We start from the raw sequence: 19,221 nt of genomic DNA, 5'->3' as shown, positions 1-19,221 counted from the left end.
AGCCGCTACTACTTCAAGGGCGGCAAGCTGTTCGGGGTCAAAGAGCCCGCCGCCCAGTTCTCCTTTGACGACAGCGGCAAGCTGACCCAGTGGCTGGACGAGAAGGGCCAGCCCGCCGAGTTCGTCAGCAAAATGAGCATGCAGCAGCGTCAGGAGTGGCTCACCAAGCGGGCTGCCGAGCTGAGCAAGCTGTTTGTGGTGAGCGCGGCCGAACAGAAGGCGGCCAAGGGTGGCGTCAAGCTGAAGGGGGCGGATCTCGCTCACTGGCTCTGCAACGGCAAACTGATGGATCTCGCCCACGGCGACAAGGTGATCTTCGAGCAGGACAAGCTGAAGATTGGCGAGCAGGGGATCGAAGGGGAGGTCTCCCTGCGTCAGGAGAAGGGGTGGCAGGCGCTGAGCCTCAAGTGCGAGGTGCAGGGCACCCAAGTGACCCGCCTCACCTGGCAGCCGCTGCCGGGTGCCAACAAGCCGCAATAAACGCAATAGCAAGGGGGCCCATCGCGGGCCCCCTTCTCATTCGGCTTGTGGCTCCCCCAGCTTGAGCCGGGTGAGCGCCTCGACCCGGCGCCACTGTCCGGGCTCGAACCAGCGGGCCAGCAGCTCCTGCTGCTGCTCGGCCCGGGCCTCGTTCGGCAGTTGTCTGAGCTCGGCCAGAAAGCCGCTGAGCTGCTCCTCGAACCCTTGCCGGTTCTGCTCCAGCTGGCGCATCCGATCCACCGCTTCCGGCCCCCCCGTCTCCAGCAGCAGAGCCTCCCTTTTGGCCGGGTCCATCTGTGCCAGCTCTTGCAACTCCTCAAGCAGGCGGCTGTTGGCCTCCGCCTCGCGAAACCAGCCCGGTTGCTCTGCCAGCCAGAGATCCAGCTCGCTGGCCAGCTGCGACTTGTCACTGTCTCTTGCCTCCGCCAGCGCCCTGCGGCGCAGGGTCAGCTGCTCCATCAGTCGATCCTCGGCAAACAGCTGGGCCTGCTCGGCCGGGGTAAAGCTCTGCTGGCGCAGCTGCTCCCGCTCGTCAAACAGGATCTGCAGGCTGGCGAGGGAGATCTCGGTGGGCACCGTCAGGCTGCTCTGGGCGGAGACAAAGGTGCGATAGCGCGCCTGCAGGGCATCGGCGGCCTCCTGCTCGGGATCGTGCGGGTGGCTCTGTGCATGCTGGCTGGCTTGAGCGGGGGATGAGTCTGCCGTCGGTACATTGGGCCAGAGCAACACCCCGCCAAGTAGCAGGGTGATGGCACAGGGCACGACGAGCAGGGTGGCTATCTTCATAGTCCCAGCTCCTTGAGACGGTTGGCATGCTGGCGATAGAGGGTGACCGGATCGGTCTCGAACAGATGGTGGATGCCGAAGGACTGGTTCACTTCGTCCAGATGGTTCATCCGGTAGTCGGTGCCGATCACCTTGCCGAGGTGGCTGCTGCAGACCCCGACCAGTCCGTCATTGGGCTCCTTGAAGAAGGCGCCGGTCAGCGCCAGCGCCGGATCCACCGGATCCAGCAGATTGGTCAGGTTGCCGCGCCCGCTCCAGGAGAAGTAGTAGACGCCGTTGGTCGCCTGCATCGGCCCCTCGCCACAATAGCGGCTGGGCAGCCCCTCCGGGTAGCGCTGGTTGAACTGGCTGGCTCCCTTGCTGGTGAGGGCATCGAGGGCGGCGACCGGATCTTGCGGCAGCTGGCTCCCGCCCGAGAGCAGTGAAATCATGCCGGAGAGGGCGTGGGCCGCGGCGGCAGCCAGTTTCTCGGCGGCGCTGCCGGGGGCGGCATTGGCCCGCACCAGATCGGCAATCTCTGAGCCGTAGTTGACCCCGCCGACGCTGGTGGCGGAGGCGACCAGCTCGGGGGCGACCGAGGCGACATAGCGGATGGTAGGGCCGCCGTGGGAGTGGCCGATCAGGTTGACCTTCTCGGCGCCGGTAGCTGCCAGCAGCAGCTCAACCTGGGCGAGCAGCTGCTCCCCCCGTTGTTCCGAACTGGCGGTGGCCGATACCTGAGCCACGTAGACTTTGGCACCATCCCGGCTCAGGGCCTGGGGAATGCCGTAGAAGTAATCGACCCCGAGTAGCTTGTCGAAACCGAACAGGCCGTGCACCAGCACTATGGGGTAGCGGGTCTGGGTGTATCCGCTGGCGTGTGCCAGCATGGGCAGAGTGCAGAACAGCACCAGAAGCCATCTCTTCATCATCAGCATCCTTGTTGAATCGTGAGGAACAGATTGTGTGGCGTACTCCATGTTCGCCGGTGCCAGTATGGTGGCTGCTGACGGGAGAGGCTGTGAGGGGGATCGCAACTCGGGATTCAAAAGGGGTTCAGGGTGCGGGCGGGGAGGCTGTGCTCTCCGCCCTGCGGCTTATTGCCACTCCACCAGGTGATACTGCTTCTTGCCCCGGCGCAGCAGCAGGTAGCGACCAAACAGCCGATCAGTAGCGCTCAGCTGATCATCTTGCTTGAGCACACCATTGAGACTGATGGCGCCCGCCGCCAGCAGTTCGCGGGCGATGCGCCTGGAGTTCGCCAGACCGCAGTTGACCAGCAGGCTGACCAGATCCGTCTCGCCTCTGACGGTGCTGCTCGGCATGCCATCCTGCGCCAGCTGGGCCAGATCGCTCTCGCCGAGGCGGGCCACATCGCCGCTAAACAGCAGCTCGCTGATGCGCTGCACCGCTGTCAGCGCCGCTTTGCCGTGCACCAGCTCGGTCAGCTCGTTCGCCAACACCTGCTGGGCCTGCTTGCGCCCCTGCCGCTTTGCGTCTTCCGCCTCCAGTGCATCAATCTCGCTCAGCGACATAAAGCTGTAGTAGCGCAGGAAGCGGTAGACATCCTCATCCGCGGTGCCGAGCCAGAACTGGTAGAAGGCGTAAGGGGAGGTGAGCGCCGGATCGAGCCAGACCGCGCCCCCTTCGGTCTTGCCGAACTTGGTGCCGTCTGCCTTGGTGATAAGGGGCAGGGTCATGCCGTGCACCTGCGCCTGATGGAGGCGACGGGTGAGATCCATGCCGCTGGTGATATTGCCCCACTGGTCGTTGCCGCCAATCTGCAGGGTGCAACCGAGCCGCTGGTGCAGCACCGCAAAGTCGTAGGATTGCAGCAGAGCTTAGGAGAACTCGGTGAACGAGATGCCCTGATCCGGACGGGCCAGCCGCTGGCGCACCGACTCCCGCGCCAGCATGGCATTGACCGAGAAGTGCTTGCCGATATCCCGCAGAAAATCGAGGGCGGACATCTGCCCCATCCAGTCGCCATTGTTGACCAGTTGCGGGGCTGACAGGCCCTCATCGGCGGGCAGCAGCGCCCTGATTTGGGCCGACAGGCTGGCGACCCAAGCCTGCACGGTATCGGCACTGTTGAGGCTGCGCTCGGTCGCCTTGAAGCTGGGATCGCCGATAAGGCCGGTCGCCCCGCCCACCAGAGCCACCGGGGTGTGGCCCGCCAGCTGGAAGCGGCGCAGCATCAAGAGCGGCACCAGATGACCTATATGCAGGCTGCCGGCGGTGGGATCGAACCCGCAATAGACTGTGCGCGGGGTGGAGAGATGATCGGCCAGGGCCGCCGGGTCGGAATTCTGGGCCACAAGGCCGCGCTGGCTCAGTTCATCGAGCAGGTGGGGGTTGATCATGGGTTCTCCAACAGCAGGGGGAAAAGTCGTCATCCTCGCCGTTCTGGCTGGTGGCGGATATGTCCCCTGAGGGACAGTTTTGCCACTCTCGTGCTAGCATTCAGCCATAGCGGGGAATCGCACCCCGCCACCGGAAACGTGCCACCATGACCCAGCCATTCACCACAGATGCCTTGACCCGCAGCATGACCGAGGTAGTTGATGCCCTGCACAGCAGCGCCTTTCCGGCTGCGCTGGTGCGGCTGTTCCAGCAGCAGGTGGCGTTTGATTGCGCCCTGTTGCTGGGAGTGGGGCAGCGCCCCGTCTACCTCTACGACAACCTCAACCATCAGCGGGCTCTGCTGTTTGATCGCTACCTCACCAGCCACTTCAGTCAGGATCCCTTTATGCTGGCGCTGGAACAGGGCTTGCCTGCCGGCGTCTGGACCCTTGCGCAGGTATCGCGGGGGCGGCTCGATCCCGAATATCGCCATCACTTCTATCAGGCCACCGGCTGGCAGGAGGAGGTAGGGCTGATCCTGCCGGTGCGGGACGGACTGACGCTGATGCTGTTTCTGGGGCGCCTCGACAAGCGCAGTACCCTCAGTCGTGACGAGCTGGCGAGGCTGGAGCAGCTGTTCCCGCTGGTGCATTCGCTCTGTCGTCAGCAGTGGCGGCAGAGCCAGCCGCTGTTGGCCCAGAGCACTGCGCTGCCAGACAGCGCCAGCCTCCGGAGTGCGGTGGAGCTGGCGATGGCGAGTGTCGGGGGCGATAGGCTTACCCGGCGCGAGCGGCAGGTGGCGGAGTTGCTGCTGCAGGGGCTGGATACCGAGGCGATTGCCGCGGAGCTCGGGATTGGCAGTGGCACGGTGAAGAATCACCGCAAGCATCTCTATGGCAAGCTGCGGCTCGGCTCGCGGGCCGAGCTGTTCAATCTCTTTCTGAACCACCTCATTACGGCGCCGGTGGAGGCATCGCAGGCGTCATCGGCGGGAGATAGAGAGAGCCCGCCATAGGGCGGGCCGGGGTTACTCGAGGCGCGGGATGGTGGGAGTTGTTTCGGGCAGGATACTGAGCAACTGGTAGCGCTTCATCAGCTGCTTGTATTCATCCCCCTGTCTGACCTTGTCCAGCGCCTGTTGCAGGCGGGCAACCTGTTGCTTGTCTGCCCTCAGGTTGAAGGCGAAGCAGTTATCCTGCTCTTCAATGATCGCGACGGTGACAAAATCCTCGCTGGGGAAACCCAGCTCCTTGGCCTGATGGCGCAGCATCACCTCGTTGCCCGCCACCAGATCGGTGCGTGCCATGATGAGCTGGCGCACCACCTGATCCATGCGCTCTACCGACATCATATTGCCCGGGCTGATCCCGCGGTTGAGCAGCAACTGCTCCCCGACATCCGCCTGCATCACGCCGATCTGCAGCTTGGCGAGATCCGCTTTGCTGGCCACTTTGGGGGCATCCTGCTTGCGGCCGACCAGCGCGACCCTGGAGTGGCTGATGGGGCAGACCCAGAGGAAGTGGGGATCCCGCTCCTTGGTATGGGCCGTGGTAAACAGCACGGCCTCTTGCTGCTGGGTCAGCAGATACCAGCCGCGGGCCCAGGGCAGAAAGTGGATGGGTTGCTCCGGCTCTCCCATTTCGCGCCACATCAGGCGCAGCAACTCGACCGCCAACCCCACAGGCTGACCATTTTTATCCTGGCCATTGAGCGGCATGTTCTGCTCCGAATAGTAGATAAGTGCCGGAGCCGGGAGCGCGATAAACAGGGCGAGAGAAGCGAGAGCAGGGAGCAGACGACGCATGATGCACTCCTTGTGCGGGTAGTTACCTAACAGTCTATGTGGCCTTTTTCATAACGTCATGATCCGGTAGCGGGATAAAAACAGGCCACCTTGCGGTGGCCTGTCGGTTTATTTGAGCAGGGCTTCCATCTCTGCTTCTGCCTTGGCGCGAGCCTTGGCTTCCGCCGCTCTGGCGGCATCGGCGACGCTCTCTCCGGCCGTATGAGAGGCTGCACTGACAGCCTGTTTGGCTGGATCGGCAACGGCCTTGGTTGCCTCTTGCTTCACGGTAGCGGCGGCACTGCTGACTGCCTGTTTGGCCGGAGCGACAACAGCTTTGGTGGCTTCCTGTGTCACGGTCGCCGCGGCACTGCTGACGGTCTGTTTGGCTGGAGCGGCAACAGCCTTGGTGGCCTCTTGCGTCGCGGTCGCAGCGGCGCTACTGACGGCTTGCTTGGCAGGAGTGGTAACGGCTTTGGCCGCTTCTTGCGTCACGGTGGCGGCAGTGCTGCTGACGGCCTGTTTGGCGGGGGCGGCCACAGCCTTGGTGGCTTCCTGCGTCACGGTTGCAGCGGCGCTGTTGACGGCTTGCTTGGCAGGAGCAGCAACGGCCTTGGTAGCTTCTTGCGCCGCGGTCGCAGTGGCGCTGCTGACTGCCTGTTTGGCCGGAGCGGCAACGGCCTTGGTAGCTTCTTGCGTTGCGGTCGCAGCAGCGCTGCTGACGGATTGCTTGGCAGGAGCGGCAACGGCCTTGGTGGCTTCTTGGGTTACGGTCGCAGCGGCGCTGCTGACAGCCTGTTTGGCCGGTGTGACAACGGCTTTGGTGGCCTCTTGCGTCACGGTGGCGGTGGAGCTGCTCACCGCCTGTTTGGCGGGTGCAGTGACTGCGGTGGTTGCTGTGCGGGTAAGTGCGGTCGCGCTTTGGCTCACCGTTTGGGTGGCCTGCCCTGTGGCGTTGGCGGCTGCGCCGCTGATAGCCTGACTTGCGCTGTTGGTCAGAGAGCCGGCGACGCCGCGGGTCACTGTGCCCAGCGCGCTGCCAAGGGAGAAGGGGGAGGCGCCACTCTGACTGGTCGCTGCGCCGGTCAGGGCATTGGCCGCCGGGGTGAGCTGGCTGGTGGGGGTCTGCCAGCCCTGCATGGCGGTTGGCCAGGTCGGTGCCGTGCCTGCCAGATTTTCGCCGAAGGTCAGGGTGGTGCCATCCCCTTTTTGCAGCAATACCGACATCTGGTTGGTTTGCGAGTTCCACACCATCCCCGCCTGCTTGGCGATATCCGGCACCGGCGCATACTCGGAGACCACATAGAAAAGCGGCCCCTCCTGCTGTAACTTGTCGGCAGTCTTGAGCAACTGCATGGTGCTGTCGTAGTTGGGGCCAAGGATGGCTGTCATCCGATCCTTGATCAGGGGTTGTTCGAACAGATTGACCTCGTTCGGGTCAAAGCCGACCAGCGGCTTGAGCAGGGCCCACATCAGCTGGCTGGTGGGGCTCATCATCAGCAATGGGGCAACGCAGGCGGACAACATCAGGCTAAGGCAGGCCGCCTGAAGCAACGGCATGATACGCATTGGGATAATATCCAAATAACGATTTGATAAATAAGGTTATATTTTGTCAGGACGTGACAAATTCACCGGAAGTTTGCGCGTGGCAGCGAGAGACTGCCCGCAGGCGCTGGCAGGCTACCATATTGGTTCCACAATGCCAGCAGGCAGTATGATTGTCAGTCAAGTAAACCCCGGGGCTGGTCGACTCTTCGAGAATGCCTCCTATCGAAACAGGATCCCTCTCATGAAAAATGTACTGCTCTGCCTGCAGGCCTCCCTCTGGCTTATCCCCGCTCTGGCCGCGTCCAAAACCACTGTGGTGGGCGAGTCTGCCAGTCCCGAGCTGGTGTTGCCGCTGGGCTCATTGCCCGAGCGGGTCTGCTGGTTTGCGGATCAGAAATATTCCGAAGGGGCCCGCATTCTGCAGGGAGATATCTGGCTGGAGTGCGGCCCGCAGAACGACCTCGAGAGCAATGGCCCGTTGGCCTGGCGCTCTCCTGCGGTGGTGTTGCCTGCCACCCGTGGTGCGAAAGATCAAAAGACGATTTCCGTGGGTCAGTGAGGCTTTTCTTGATCCAGCTAAAGACATGGACGTGATCCCTGTCGCATAATGCAGCTCCTTTCTTCTCTTGGCTGGAACCTAAGAAATGGCTCGTCGCTCTTCCAATGCACAACGTCGTCGCAGTAGCTGGTGGTACAAACGCCTGTTGGCAAGGGAGCGGGAAGAGCGCGAAGCGCGTTCCGTAAGGGATTGATACAGCATTGAAAAACGGAGCCTCGGGCTCCGTTTTCTATTTCTCACCGTCAATAGCACGATAACGGGGGCCATCAGGCCCCCGTTTTGCTTTTGCAGATCTTTTCTGCTTGCAGCTTAGCGCTGCAAGGCGGCCAGTGCCAGTTCGACTCGTTTGGCGTACTCGGGGTCGGCCTGCTCGAAGTGTTTGAGCTGGGCCGCGACGATGGCGTCATCCTCCACATTGACAAGGGATCTGGCCAGGTTGGCGGCGAGCCGTGAACGCTGCCCCTCGTCCATGATACGGAACAGGTTGCCCGGCTGGCTGTAGTAGTCGCTGTCGTAGTCACGGAAGTCGTAGTGCAGGGCGGCCCCTTCCAGACTCAGCGCCGGTTCGTGCTGTTCGCTCGGCTGCTGGGTACCGAAACGGTTCGGCTGATAGTTGGGGTTGGCGCCGCCATTGCTGTCTGCCCGCATGGCACCGTCACGATGGGCGCCGTGATGGAACGGGCAGCGCGGGGCGTTGACTGGCAGCAGACCGTGGTTGACGCCGAGGCGATAGCGCTGGGTGTCTCCGTAGGAGAAGAGCCGCCCTTGCAACATGCGATCCGGCGAGAAGCCGATACCGGGCACCACGTTGGCCGGGGTAAAGGCGGCCTGCTCCACATGGGCGAAGTAGTTGTCCGGGTTCTGGTTGAGCTCCAGCACGCCCACCGGGATCAGCGGGTAGTCGCTGTGTGGCCACACCTTGGTGAGGTCGAACGGGTGGATGTTGTAAGTCTGGGCTTCGGCCTCCGGCATCACCTGCACATAGACCTTCCAGCGTGGGAAGTCGCCCCGCTCGATAGCGTTGAACAGATCCGCCTGACTGGTCTCCCGATCCTGCCCGACGGCGGTGGCGGCCTCTTCATCGGTGTAGAAGCTGTGGCCCTGCTCGGTCTTGAAGTGGAACTTGACCCAGAAGCGCTCGTTGGCATCGTTGATAAAGCTGAAGGTGTGGCTGCCGTAGCCGTTCATCTCCCGCAGGCTCTTGGGGATGCCGCGATCGCTGAACAGTATGGTGACCTGATGCAGGGATTCCGGATGGCGTGACCAGAAGTCCCAGGCGGCGGTCGCGCTGCGCAGGTTGGTGCGCGGATCCCGCTTCTGGGTGTGGATGAAGTCAGGGAATTTCAGCGGATCGCGGATGAAAAAGACCGGGGTGTTGTTACCTACCAGATCCCAGTTGCCCTGCTCGGTATAGAACTTGAGGGCGAAGCCGCGTACATCGCGTTCGGCATCGGCTGCGCCCTTCTCACCGGCCACGGTGGAGAAGCGCAGGAAGACCGGGGTCTGCTTACCGATGGCGCTGAACAGATCGGCCTTGCTGAACTGGCTGATGTCGTGGGTCACGGTAAAGGTGCCGTAGGCGCCCGAGCCCTTAGCGTGAACCACCCGCTCGGGAATGCGCTCGCGGTCGAAGTGGGCGAGTTTCTCCATCAACCAGATATCTTGCATCAGGATGGGGCCGCGCGGACCGGCGGTGAGGCTGTTGTTGTTGTCGACGACGGGGGCGCCGTTGGCGCTGTGCAGGGTCTTGTCAGTCATGGCTTCTCTCCTTGTTGATATGGGGTCAGCCTACGGATCTGCGCCGTGCTCGGCCAATGGGCCTTTCCTCGCCCTTTGATAGGCAAGACAAATGGGTGCGGGTAGGGGATGTGTAACCGCGCCAGATATTGCATGATGGTGGCTTCGAGAAGGAGCCTCATATGCAGATTACTATCCGTCATGCCGAACCCGCCGATGCCCCTGCCTTGCGGGATCTTTACGCCATGCCCAATGCCCAGGCGGGCACTTTGCACCTGCCTATGCCACCCCTTAGCCAGTGGCAAAAACGGTTGGAGAACGGTGATGTGGTCGCATTGGTGGCGGAGGCCGATGGGAGGCTGGTGGGTCAGATCTCATTGCATGTGGAGCCCAATCCCAGACGCAAGCATGTGGCCGGGATTGGCATGGGAGTGCGGGATGACTGGGCTGGCAAGGGGGTTGGCTCTGCCCTGATGGCCGCGGCGCTGGATCTGGCCGATAACTGGCTCAACTTGCACCGGATTGAACTGACGGTTTTTGTCGATAACGAAGCGGCGCTTGCGCTCTATCGCAAGTTCGGCTTTGTGGAGGAGGGGCGGGCCCGCGATTATGCCTTCCGCCAGGGGCGCTATGTGGATGTGTTCTATATGGCCAGAGTCGCGGGGGGCGCCAGTCGCTAACGGCATGGTCGATTATCAGGCCAGATTGCGCCCGGTGATCCGGGCGCTGGAGCAGAATCCCGATCTCTCCATCGAAACGCTGGCAAGCAGTGCCTGCTTGTCTTTCTACCATTTTCACCGGGTGTTTACGGCTGTGGCGGGGGAGACGCCCGGGGAGATGTGTCGTCGTCTGCGCATCCAGCGGGCTGCTTGGCAGCTCTGCTATACCGATGCCAGTGTCACGGCCATTGCGTTGGGGGCGGGGCTCGCCAGCTCCCAGGCGTTTGCCAAGGTATTTCGCCGTTACTATGGTTGCACGCCGGGAGAGTTTCGCCGCGACAAGAGCAAGAATGGACACTTGATGAGCAAGGATGGACACGCATTTGTGAAGCCGAATCCTTATGCTGAGGGTCACTCATCTGCAAGGAGCAATACCATGAAAATCATCGAGATGGACGCCCGTACTCTGGCCTATATGCGTGTCACCGGCCCCTATGGCGAGGGGTATGACCCCGTCTGCAGCCAGCTGAATCAGTGGGCCAGCGCCCGCGGTCTGGAAGGTGGGGAGTGGATCTTCATCTATCATGATAACCCCGAGGTGACTCCGCCAGCTCAGTGTCGCACTGACATCGGGGTGACGGTGCCTGTGGGGACGGTGGGGATCGGAGCGGTCGAGATCCAGCTTATTCCCGCCGGTCGTTACGCCCAGTCCCGTTATCTTATTACCGACCGCAGTCAGTATGGCCCTCGTTGGCAGGAGCATATCGGCGATATCGTTGCTGCCGGGCTGGAGTTTGGCAATGGTCCCTGCTTCGAGCTCTATCACAGCATGAGCGATGATCCGGTGCAGGACGATGTCAGCTTTTGCTCCAGTCTCAAGGGGTAGGGCACAACAAGACGCAAGGGATGGTACAGCGCGTCGTGCAGAAACGAGAGAGCCGGACAGTGTCCGGCTCTTGTGCATCTGGCGGTTGGGCGGCGGTTAGCGCTGGAACCCCTTCTGGGCGAACTTGGGTCTGGCATTCATGATCTGCTCCACCTGCTCGTCGCTCATCTTGCCACGCGACAACCCCAGCACCTTGTAGGTGAGCAGTGGTCGGGCGGGCAGGGCGATCATCAGGGCGCGGATCTGGTTCTCGTCATCCTTCTCCCGGGTCGGCTTGCCGTAGGCGTAGGTGAGGACGCCGGCATCCATCAGGTTTTTGACGGCGGGCTCGGTGATCGGCAAGTTTATGACGCTTTTACGCTGCAACACGAACTCGCGCAGCACCGCCTTCTCGTTGAAGTCGAGGAAGCCGATCATCTGGGCCAGCTGATCCTGCTGACGGCGCGCCTGCCACTCTTCGCATGCCCACTCCCAGGCGATCAGGAAGCCTTGACTGCAGAAGTAGGAGATGGCGATCAGCATGCCGACCCCCAGCCAGGCTGCATGATCCGCAGCCCACTGGCTGACGGCCCCTTTCATCAGTCCGGCCGGAAACAGCAGAATGATGCTGCAGCAGAGCAACAACCAGACCATCAGCCAATTGAGGCGGTTCAGTTGATAGAAATGTTGGATCCACCGTTTCATTGTTCATCCTTCCCAAACTGTTGTGGATAGTGAACTACCTACAGCAATCGGTGTGCCAACAGCGCAATAGCGGCGGGGGGGAGGGGCTGGCGAGGTTACATTCCCTTACAACTTATTGAATGGGTTGTCATTAATTTGCCTTGTGAGGCGGCGGTCGAGTTGCTAAAACGTCCCCTCAGTCATTGGGGAGTAGCAACCCGCCCGCATTCCGGGCCGGGCCCATGTCAACACTCTTGGATCCTCGCATCCATGGCATGGGCGGCGATAGGCACTATCGCTCTGCAAGACCTTTGGCCTCGATATGCACGCCAGCCGGGCGAGCCATGTCGGGTCCATCGGTTATTCTGCTCGCCTGGCGGTATCTATTATGTTGATTACCCTGCTGTTATTTCTCGTCTCTGCGGTCACCATCTACCTTGCCTGCGAATACTTCGTCAACGGCATCGAATGGACCGGCCACCACTTCAAACTCTCCCAAAGCGCCACCGGCTCGCTGCTGGCGGCACTGGGTACGGCGCTGCCCGAGTGCATTGTGACCCTCACCGCCCTGCTGATGGGCAACACGATCGCTCAGCAGGAGATCGGCATCGGTGCCGCCCTCGGCGGGCCGCTGGTGCTGGCGACCATCGGCTATGCAGCGGTCGGTCTCACCCTGCTGCTTTGCATGGGGCGTACCGAGCGGGCCATCGATGGTGAGGTGCAGCGCGAGATTGGCCGGGATCAGCGCTGGTTTATCGGGATCTTTCTGGTGGCGACCGCGCTGGGGCTGGTCGCCTTCACCGGCAAGAGCTGGCTGGCCCCGCTCTTCCTGCTGATCTACCTCGTCTATGTAAGGCGCGAGTTGAAACAGAGTGACAGCTACGAGGTCGAATTGCCGGAGCCCCTCAAGCTGGCCCCAGATGCCGGGATCCCGCCCCTTGGCAAGGTGCTGCTACAGACGCTGGCTGCGTTGGTGGTGGTAGCGCTGGCGGCCCAGCTGTTTGTCCATCAACTGGAGAGCATGGGCGAGCTGTTTGGCCTCTCGCCGGTGCTGGCGGCCCTGCTGCTGAGCCCGGTCGCGACCGAGATGCCGGAGCTGATGAACGTGCTGATCTGGGTGCGACAGGGCAAGAACCGGCTGGCGCTGGCCAATATCTCCGGGGCCATGATGATCCAGGGCACTATCCCCAAGGCGTTCTGTCTGCTCTTTACCCCCTGGCTGCTGGATGGCGCAATGATGGCCTCCTCGCTGGTGACGCTGCTGGCGGTGGGGTTGCTCTGGTGGGGGTTCAGAAAGGGGGTGATGACCGCCGGGCGGCTGGCGCTGGTTGGTCTGCTCTATCTCGGTTTTTGCGGCTGGCTACTGGTGAGCTGAAACGGGAAGCGCGGATATGAAAAAGCCCCCTTGGCAGGGGGCTTTGTTGTATCGGTTGGGGCGGTGCTTACAGCGCGGCGATTTCAGCCTGCTGGGCTTCCAGCTTGGTCAGCTGGAGACGGTAATCTTCCAGCTTCTCGCGCTCTTTGGCGATGACCGCTTCCGGCGCCTTGGCGACGAAGGCTTCGTTGCCGAGTTTGCCTTCGATACGGCCGCACTCGCCCACCAGACGGGCAACCTCTTTGGCCAGACGGGCCAGCTCGGCATCCTTGTCGATGAGACCGGCCATCGGGATCATCAGCTCGGTGGCACCGATCAGCTTCTTCACTGACAGCGGGGCGGTTTCACCGTCCGCCAGAATGCGGATGGACTCCAGACGGGCCAGCGACTTGAGGAAGGCCTCGTTGTCAGCGGCGCGCTGGGCATCCTTGGCATCGCACTGGAGCAGCACGTTGAGGGGCACGCTCGGCGCCACGTTCATCTCGGCACGGATGTTGCGGATACTGACGATGAACTCCTTCACCCACTCCTGATCCGCCATCGCGGCTTCGTCCACCTTGGCAGCGTCGAACTCCGGGAAGGCCTGAATCATGATGGTGTCGGCGTGTACACCGGCCAGCGGAGCGACCGATTTCCAGATGGTCTCGGTGATGAACGGGATGATCGGGTGTGCCAGACGCAGCAGGGTCTCGAGGACGCTGACGAGGGTGTGGCGGGCAGCGCGCTGCTCGGCCTCGGAACCCTTGGTCAGTACCGGCTTGGTCAGCTCCAGATACCAGTCACAGAACTGGTTCCAGATAAATTCGTACAGCACGCCAGCCGCGATGTCGAAGCGGTAGGTATCGAGGGCGGTACGGAAGTCACGGATGGCCACTTGCAGCTGGGACTGGATCCAGCGATCCGCCAGACTGAACTGCATCTCGCCGCCGTTGAAGCCGCAATCCTGATCTTCGGTGTTCATCAGCACATAGCGGGAGGCGTTCCACAGCTTGTTGCAGAAGTTGTTGTAGCCATCCAGGCGCTTCATGTCCCAGTTGATGTCACGACCGGTAGAGGCCAGCGCAGCCAGAGTGAAGCGCAGGGCGTCGGTGCCGTGGGCATCGATCCCTTCCGGGAACTGCTTGGCAGTACGCTTGGCGATCTTCTCGGCCATCTGCGGCTGCATCATGTTGCCGGTGCGCTTCTCCAGCAGATCTTCCAGCGAGATGCCGTCGATCATGTCGAGGGGGTCCAGCACGTTGCCCTTGGACTTGGACATCTTCTGGCCCTCTTCGTCACGGATCAGGCCTGTGATGTAGACGGTCTTGAACGGGACTTGCGGCTGGCCGTTTTCGTCCTTGATGAAGTGCATGGTCATCATGATCATCCGGGCAATCCAGAAGAAGATGATGTCGAAGCCGCTCATCAGTACGTCGGTCGGGTGGAAGGTCTTGAGTGCCTCGGTGTTGTTCGGCCAGCCCAGGGTGGAGAAGGTCCACAGGGCGGAGCTGAACCAGGTGTCGAGCACGTCTTCGTCCTGACGCAGTACGGTTACGGCCGGGATGCTGTGTTTGGCGCGTACTTCATCTTCGCTGCGGCCAACGTAGACATTGCCGGCGTCGTCATACCAGGCCGGGATGCGGTGACCCCACCACAGCTGACGGGAGACGCACCAGTCCTGAATGTCGCGCATCCAGGAGAAGTACATGTTTTCGTACTGCTTCGGCACGAACTGGATGCGGCCATCTTCTACCGCTTCGATGGCGGTCTTGGCCATCGGTGCGACGCGCACGTACCACTGGTCGGTCAGCATTGGCTCGATGGGCACGCCACCGCGATCGCCGTAAGGCTGTTGCAGCACGTGATCCTTGATCTCGTCCAGCAGACCCAGCTCTTCCAGCTTGGCCAGAATCGCTTTACGGGCGGCGAAGCGCTCCAGACCGGCGAACTCGGCCGGCAGGGCTGCGTCATAGGCAGTGCTCGGGTTGCCGTTGGTATCGACAACTTCAGCCTCGGCACGCACGTGGGCATCCAGAGTGAAGATGTTGATCATCGGCAGGCTGTGGCGCTTGCCCACTTCGTTATCGTTGAAGTCGTGGGCCGGGGTGATCTTCACACAACCGGTGCCCTTCTCCATGTCGGCGTGTTCGTCAGCAACGATGGGGATCAGGCGGTTCACCAGTGGCAGCAGGATATGCTGGCCGATCAGCGCCTTGTAGCGCGGGTCTTCCGGGTTCACGGCCACGGCGGTATCGCCCAGCATGGTCTCCGGACGGGTGGTAGCGACGATCAGGTAATCTTTGCCTTCGGCAGTCTTGGCGCCGTTGGCCAGCGGATAGCGCAGGTGCCACATGTGGCCCTTGATCTCGCGGTTCTCCACTTCCAGATCGGAGATGGCGGTGTTGAGTTTCGGATCCCAGTTCACCAGACGCTTGCCACGGTACATCAGGCCATCTTCGTAGAGACGAACAAACACTTCCTGCACGGCGCTCGAGAGACCCTCATCCATGGTGAAGCGCTCGCGCTCCCAATCCACGGAGTCGCCCAGACGGCGCATCTGGCGGGTGATGGTGCCACCGGACTCTTCCTTCCACTGCCAAATCTTGTCGATGAAGGCATCACGGCCGTAATCGTGGCGAGTTTTGCCCTCTTCTGCGGCGATCTTGCGCTCAACCACCATCTGGGTGGCGATACCGGCGTGGTCGGTACCTGCCTGCCACAGGGTGTTTTTGCCCTGCATGCGGTTGTAGCGGATCAGGGTATCCATCAGGGTTTGCTGGAAGGCGTGACCCATGTGCAGGCTGCCGGTGACGTTCGGCGGCGGGATCATGATGCAGAAGGAGTCTTTGCTGGTGTCGCCGTGGGGCTTGAAGTAACCCTGGGCTTCCCAGTGCTGATAGAGCGCCTGTTCGATGGCGTTGTGATTAAAAGTCTTTTCCATGGTCTCGCCGTAATCTGGATGGATGGAGTCTGGTGTTGATTCTTTATGGATCAATTGGTTGCAGTCATGGCTGCGCCGGATCCGGTGCGGCAAGGACGGGCTGATCCCTCATTTCGAGGGTATGGCCTGCCTGGCGATAGTGCTTGTAGCGCTCGCGGGCTTGCTGCTTTTGTGTTTCGTCAGTGGGGACAAAATCTACCACTTGAGCGAAGTGTCCTGCAAACAAAGGTGTCGCAGTGGCCAGATTGATGAGGCGGGCGTAGCGTCGTTTCGGTGGTTGATAGCCGATCTCCACCGGAGCCATGCCGCTTTCGCCTTGCAGCTGGTGCGGCACAAAGCGCTCCGGCGGCAGCTGCCACAACAGCTCGTCCAGACGCAGGGCCTGGGCCTCGTCGTTGCAGAACAGGTAGATATGGCCCGCGCCCCACGACTCGGCCGCGATAGTGCAGGCCAGTCGCTCGACCGCAGCGGCCTGCGCGTCATCCTGTTCGCTCATCAGGTAAAAGGTCACTTGGCTCATCAGGTTGATCCCGTTTTGCGGTGACGGACTGTTGACCGCCTCATGAGGCTGACGGGGCGTTTCCTGTCCGCAGCTCACTGATTCAAGAATGAAACAAGGAAGAGGCGGGCCTCTTCCTTGTGGTTCAGGGTAACGCCAACCCTTCCGATGCAGCCATCGGCAGGGGCCGGAGAGTTACTCTTTCTCTTCGATATCCACGCCAGCCCGGTTCAGCAGGAACTGGGTCAGCAGGGGCACCGGACGGCCGGTGGAGCCTTTATCCTTGCCACTTTTCCAGGCGGTCCCGGCGATATCCAGGTGGGCCCAGTTGTACTTCTTGGTGAAGCGTGACAGGAAGGCGGCCGCGGTGATGGTGCCGGCCGGACGACCGCCGATGTTGGCCATGTCGGCGAACGGGCTGTCGATCTGCTCCTGATACTCATCAAACAGTGGCAGACGCCAGGCGCGATCACCCGCCTGCTCGGAGGCGTTGAGCAGCTCGTGGGCCAGCGGGTTGTGGTTGGCCAGCAGACCCGAGGTGTGGTGACCCAGCGCGATGACGCAGGCACCGGTCAGGGTCGCCACGTCGATCACGGTTTCCGGATCGAAGCGGTCCACATAGGTCAGTGCATCACACAGCACCAGACGACCTTCCGCATCGGTGTTGAGCACTTCGATGGTCTGGCCTGACATGGAGGTGAGGATGTCACCCGGACGATAGGCGTTGCCACCCGGCATGTTCTCGCAGCCAGCCAGCACGCCGATGACGTTGATCGGCAGTTGCAGCTGGGCCAGCGCATGCATGGTACCGAGCACGGAGGCGGCGCCACCCATGTCGTACTTCATCTCGTCCATGCCGTCGGCCGGCTTGATGGAGATGCCGCCGGAGTCGAAGGTCAGACCCTTGCCGACCAGCACGATGGGCTTGGCATCCGGATGACCCTTGTATTCGATGATGGCCATCATGGCTTCGTTATCGGAGCCGCGAGCCACCGCCAGATAGGAGTTCATGCCGAGCTCGGCCATCTCCTGCTCGCCCACCACCTTGGTGGTGATGTTGTCGTAGGCATCTGCCAGACGACGGGCCTGGGAGGCCAGATAGGCCGGGTTGCAGACGTTGGGCGGCATGTTCGCCACGTCGCGGCAGACCCGCACACCCTTGGCCACGGCCAGACCGTGAGCGATGGCTTTTTCACCAATGGTCAGTTCCCGACGCGTCGGCACGTTGAATACCAGCTTGCGCAGCGGGCGACGTGGCTCGGCCTTGTTGGTCTTGAACTGATCGAAGCTGTAGAGGCCCGCCTTGGTGGTTTCTACCGCCTGGCGCACCTTCCAATAGGTATCCCGACCCTTGACGTGCAGCTCAGTGAGGAAGCAGACCGCTTCCATGGAGCCGGTTTCGTTCAGGGTGGTGATGGTCTTGTTGATGATCTGCTTGTACTGGCGTTCGTCGAGTTCCCGCTCCTTGCCGCATCCGACCAGCAGTACGCGCTCGCTGAGCACGCCCGGTACTTGATGCAGCAGCAGCATCTGGCCTGGTTTCCCTTCCAGGTCGCCACGGCGCAGCAGCGAACTGATATAGCCATCGCTGATCTTGTCCAGTTGTTCGGCAACCGGAGAGAGGCGACGAGGCTCAAATACGCCGACTACGACGCAGGCGCTCCGTTGCTTCTCTGGACTGCCACTCTTTACACTGAACTCCATGGAATCTCCTACATCCTAAAGACAAAAGGCACCTTTTATTGAATAATGCGGTGCTTGTTGGGGTATCAGAGGCGGAGCGAACAGCCACAGGCTCCGCAGTTCAAACTGGTAAAAATCCAATATACGGCCCTATTTTTCAGGCATTCGACTAAAAACACAAGTTTACTTGGGAATGACTGTGATCGTTTTCCGATATTTGTTCAGGGAAACCCTGAAAACCCAGCTGGCAGTGTTATTCGTATTGCTGCTTATCTTTGTCAGTCAACAATTTATCAAGATCATCGGTGATGCCGCCGATGGCGAGGTGCCGACACGTCTGGTCTCCACCCTGCTGCTGCTCAACTTGCCCAATATGGCGTTGTTGATGCTGCCTATTAGTCTCTTTTTAGCCATTTTGTTTGCCCATGGTCGCCTCTACGCCGAAAGCGAGATGACGGTGATGCATGCGGTCGGCTTCAGCCACCGTTTCGTGATGCGCAGCGCCATGTTGCTGGCCTTGCTGACGGCGGTGGTCGCGGCGTTCAACACCGGCTGGATCGCCCCGCAGGCGAAGGAGCGCGAGTATCAGGTGATCGACGAGTTCAAGTCGGATCCGGGTATCTCCTTCCTGCAGGCGGGCCGCTTTATGGAGCTCGACAAGGGGCGTCTGGTTGCCTATATCCAGGATTTGAACGACAACGGCTCAAAACTGCAAAAGATCTTCGTGCTGCAGCGGGCGGAGGGAAACAATCCTCCCTCGGTGGTGGTGGCGAGCGAAGGGGTGGTGACGGTCGACGAGAACGGCCTGCAGTGGCTGACCCTGATGGATGGCTCCCGCTACGAGGGGAACTTCTCCGGCAAGCAGTTCCAGATCTCCGATTTTCGCGAATATGGTCTGGTGATCCGCCAGCAAGAGATGGAGCGTTCCAACCGCAAGGCGGCGGCCAAGCCGACCATGGAACTGTTCGGTACCCAGGACAACGCCATGATGGCGGAATTGCAGTGGCGTATCTCGCTGCCCCTCTCCATTCCGGTGCTCACCCTGCTGGTGGTGCCGCTGGCGCGGGTCAATCCCCGTCAGGGGCGCTACGCCAAGCTGTTGCCGGCCATCATGCTCTATCTCTCCTACTTCCTGCTGCTCAGCGCCGCCCGTTCGGCCATCGACAGCGGTCGGCTACCCTACTGGCCGGGGATGTTCCTGGTGCCGCTCGGTTACCTGCTGTTTATCGGCCTGCCCCTCAATCTGCAGGGCACCAGCTGGTGGAACGGGGTGAAAGGGCGCTATTTCAACAGAAAATCAGCATGATGCTGCAACATA

General features: G+C 61.4%; 15 protein-coding genes, 2 pseudogenes and 1 riboswitch. Of the genes and pseudogenes, 7 read left to right on the top strand and 10 right to left on the bottom strand.

Translation table 11 applies throughout. The annotated features are described in order from the left end of the window. A partial coding sequence (locus tag ACTG2S_RS20950) for a hypothetical protein (protein ID WP_439983208.1) occupies positions 1 to 480 on the top strand: 480 nt, incomplete at its 5' end. A 36-nt stretch (positions 481 to 516) separates the two neighbouring features. On the opposite strand, the gene ACTG2S_RS20945 is transcribed toward ACTG2S_RS20950, so the two are convergent. The 3 genes and pseudogenes from ACTG2S_RS20945 to tyrS all read right to left on the bottom strand — a co-directional run bounded on the left by ACTG2S_RS20945 (position 517) and on the right by tyrS (position 3,608). Then, positions 517 to 1,266 (bottom strand): lipase secretion chaperone, encoded by a 750-nt coding sequence (locus ACTG2S_RS20945; protein WP_439981821.1) that lies wholly within the window; start codon positions 1,264 to 1,266, stop codon positions 517 to 519. Then, positions 1,263 to 2,174, bottom strand: coding sequence for a lipase family alpha/beta hydrolase (locus ACTG2S_RS20940; RefSeq protein WP_439983211.1), 912 nt, complete (start codon positions 2,172 to 2,174; stop codon positions 1,263 to 1,265). Before ACTG2S_RS20940 ends, ACTG2S_RS20945 begins: the two co-directional genes overlap by 4 nt. A gap of 168 nt (positions 2,175 to 2,342) precedes the next feature. Then, a pseudogene (gene tyrS / locus ACTG2S_RS20935) lies at positions 2,343 to 3,608 on the bottom strand (tyrosine--tRNA ligase). Between the two features lie 146 nt (positions 3,609 to 3,754). Between tyrS and ACTG2S_RS20930 the strand changes: the two are divergent. Then, positions 3,755 to 4,603 (top strand): helix-turn-helix transcriptional regulator, encoded by an 849-nt coding sequence (locus ACTG2S_RS20930; protein WP_274161594.1) that lies wholly within the window; start codon positions 3,755 to 3,757, stop codon positions 4,601 to 4,603. A 12-nt stretch (positions 4,604 to 4,615) separates the two neighbouring features. Here the strand turns inward: ACTG2S_RS20930 and ACTG2S_RS20925 are convergent, their stop codons facing one another. After that, entirely contained in the window at positions 4,616 to 5,392 is a 777-nt protein-coding gene (locus ACTG2S_RS20925) for a substrate-binding periplasmic protein (protein WP_216950011.1), read from the bottom strand. A gap of 366 nt (positions 5,393 to 5,758) precedes the next feature. Next, a pseudogene (locus tag ACTG2S_RS20920) lies at positions 5,759 to 6,940 on the bottom strand (hypothetical protein); the annotation flags it as partial. A 223-nt stretch (positions 6,941 to 7,163) separates the two neighbouring features. Between ACTG2S_RS20920 and ACTG2S_RS20915 the strand changes: the two are divergent. Next, positions 7,164 to 7,481 carry a DUF1496 domain-containing protein gene (locus tag ACTG2S_RS20915; protein WP_274161593.1) on the top strand — a complete coding sequence of 106 codons (318 nt, stop codon included), beginning with the start codon at positions 7,164 to 7,166 and terminating at the stop codon, positions 7,479 to 7,481. Between the two features lie 309 nt (positions 7,482 to 7,790). Here ACTG2S_RS20915 and ACTG2S_RS20910 read toward each other — a convergent pair whose 3' ends face one another. Beyond that, the gene (locus ACTG2S_RS20910; RefSeq protein WP_139406576.1) at positions 7,791 to 9,239 is read right to left on the bottom strand and encodes a catalase; all 1,449 of its coding nucleotides are present in this window, start codon (positions 9,237 to 9,239) and stop codon (positions 7,791 to 7,793) included. Positions 9,240 to 9,400: 161 nt separating this feature from the next. On the opposite strand from ACTG2S_RS20910, the gene ACTG2S_RS20905 reads away from it, so the two are divergent. Then, on the top strand, positions 9,401 to 9,898 hold the full coding sequence (locus ACTG2S_RS20905) for a GNAT family N-acetyltransferase (protein ID WP_201947155.1): 498 nt from the start codon (positions 9,401 to 9,403) through the stop codon (positions 9,896 to 9,898). A gap of 4 nt (positions 9,899 to 9,902) precedes the next feature. Next, positions 9,903 to 10,763 (top strand): AraC family transcriptional regulator, encoded by an 861-nt coding sequence (locus ACTG2S_RS20900; RefSeq protein WP_274161606.1) that lies wholly within the window; start codon positions 9,903 to 9,905, stop codon positions 10,761 to 10,763. A gap of 96 nt (positions 10,764 to 10,859) precedes the next feature. Here the strand turns inward: ACTG2S_RS20900 and ACTG2S_RS20895 are convergent, their stop codons facing one another. After that, a complete protein-coding gene (locus ACTG2S_RS20895; RefSeq protein WP_005336432.1) occupies positions 10,860 to 11,447 on the bottom strand; it encodes a superinfection exclusion B family protein in 588 nt (195 codons plus the stop codon). A gap of 172 nt (positions 11,448 to 11,619) precedes the next feature. Further along, positions 11,620 to 11,727: riboswitch (yybP-ykoY riboswitch) on the top strand. An 87-nt stretch (positions 11,728 to 11,814) separates the two neighbouring features. On the opposite strand from ACTG2S_RS20895, the gene ACTG2S_RS20890 reads away from it, so the two are divergent. Then, positions 11,815 to 12,801 carry a sodium:calcium antiporter gene (locus ACTG2S_RS20890; RefSeq protein ID WP_274161592.1) on the top strand — a complete coding sequence of 329 codons (987 nt, stop codon included), beginning with the start codon at positions 11,815 to 11,817 and terminating at the stop codon, positions 12,799 to 12,801. Positions 12,802 to 12,868: 67 nt separating this feature from the next. On the opposite strand, the gene ACTG2S_RS20885 is transcribed toward ACTG2S_RS20890, so the two are convergent. From ACTG2S_RS20885 to pepA, 3 genes are all read right to left on the bottom strand, one after another. Then, the gene (locus tag ACTG2S_RS20885; RefSeq protein ID WP_274161591.1) at positions 12,869 to 15,721 is read right to left on the bottom strand and encodes a valine--tRNA ligase; all 2,853 of its coding nucleotides are present in this window, start codon (positions 15,719 to 15,721) and stop codon (positions 12,869 to 12,871) included. Between the two features lie 64 nt (positions 15,722 to 15,785). Then, positions 15,786 to 16,241, bottom strand: coding sequence for a DNA polymerase III subunit chi (locus tag ACTG2S_RS20880; RefSeq protein ID WP_274161590.1), 456 nt, complete (start codon positions 16,239 to 16,241; stop codon positions 15,786 to 15,788). Between the two features lie 174 nt (positions 16,242 to 16,415). After that, on the bottom strand, positions 16,416 to 17,924 hold the full coding sequence (gene pepA / locus ACTG2S_RS20875) for a leucyl aminopeptidase (protein ID WP_005336423.1): 1,509 nt from the start codon (positions 17,922 to 17,924) through the stop codon (positions 16,416 to 16,418). A gap of 172 nt (positions 17,925 to 18,096) precedes the next feature. Between pepA and lptF the strand changes: the two genes are divergently transcribed. Beyond that, positions 18,097 to 19,209 carry an LPS export ABC transporter permease LptF gene (gene lptF, locus ACTG2S_RS20870; RefSeq protein WP_075115806.1) on the top strand — a complete coding sequence of 371 codons (1,113 nt, stop codon included), beginning with the start codon at positions 18,097 to 18,099 and terminating at the stop codon, positions 19,207 to 19,209. The last annotated feature ends 12 nt before the right edge of the window (positions 19,210 to 19,221 follow it).

It is taken from the genome of Aeromonas sp. 82P, assembly GCF_051919365.1.
Lineage (GTDB): Bacteria > Pseudomonadota > Gammaproteobacteria > Enterobacterales > Aeromonadaceae > Aeromonas > Aeromonas veronii.
The sequence above is the reverse complement of the archived record's forward strand: the minus strand, read 5'-3'. Positions and strand labels throughout refer to the sequence as shown.

Coding starts and splice junctions, on each gene's coding strand:
- ACTG2S_RS20945 (WP_439981821.1), bottom strand. CDS start 1,266: ATGAAGATAGCCACCCTGCTCGTCGTGCCCTGTGCCATCACCCTGCTA.
- ACTG2S_RS20940 (WP_439983211.1), bottom strand. CDS start 2,174: ATGAAGAGATGGCTTCTGGTGCTGTTCTGCACTCTGCCCATGCTGGCA.
- ACTG2S_RS20930 (WP_274161594.1), top strand. CDS start 3,755: ATGACCCAGCCATTCACCACAGATGCCTTGACCCGCAGCATGACCGAG.
- ACTG2S_RS20925 (WP_216950011.1), bottom strand. CDS start 5,392: ATGCGTCGTCTGCTCCCTGCTCTCGCTTCTCTCGCCCTGTTTATCGCG.
- ACTG2S_RS20915 (WP_274161593.1), top strand. CDS start 7,164: ATGAAAAATGTACTGCTCTGCCTGCAGGCCTCCCTCTGGCTTATCCCC.
- ACTG2S_RS20910 (WP_139406576.1), bottom strand. CDS start 9,239: ATGACTGACAAGACCCTGCACAGCGCCAACGGCGCCCCCGTCGTCGAC.
- ACTG2S_RS20905 (WP_201947155.1), top strand. CDS start 9,401: ATGCAGATTACTATCCGTCATGCCGAACCCGCCGATGCCCCTGCCTTG.
- ACTG2S_RS20900 (WP_274161606.1), top strand. CDS start 9,903: ATGGTCGATTATCAGGCCAGATTGCGCCCGGTGATCCGGGCGCTGGAG.
- ACTG2S_RS20895 (WP_005336432.1), bottom strand. CDS start 11,447: ATGAAACGGTGGATCCAACATTTCTATCAACTGAACCGCCTCAATTGG.
- ACTG2S_RS20890 (WP_274161592.1), top strand. CDS start 11,815: ATGTTGATTACCCTGCTGTTATTTCTCGTCTCTGCGGTCACCATCTAC.
- ACTG2S_RS20885 (WP_274161591.1), bottom strand. CDS start 15,721: ATGGAAAAGACTTTTAATCACAACGCCATCGAACAGGCGCTCTATCAG.
- ACTG2S_RS20880 (WP_274161590.1), bottom strand. CDS start 16,241: ATGAGCCAAGTGACCTTTTACCTGATGAGCGAACAGGATGACGCGCAG.
- pepA (WP_005336423.1), bottom strand. CDS start 17,924: ATGGAGTTCAGTGTAAAGAGTGGCAGTCCAGAGAAGCAACGGAGCGCC.
- lptF (WP_075115806.1), top strand. CDS start 18,097: ATGACTGTGATCGTTTTCCGATATTTGTTCAGGGAAACCCTGAAAACC.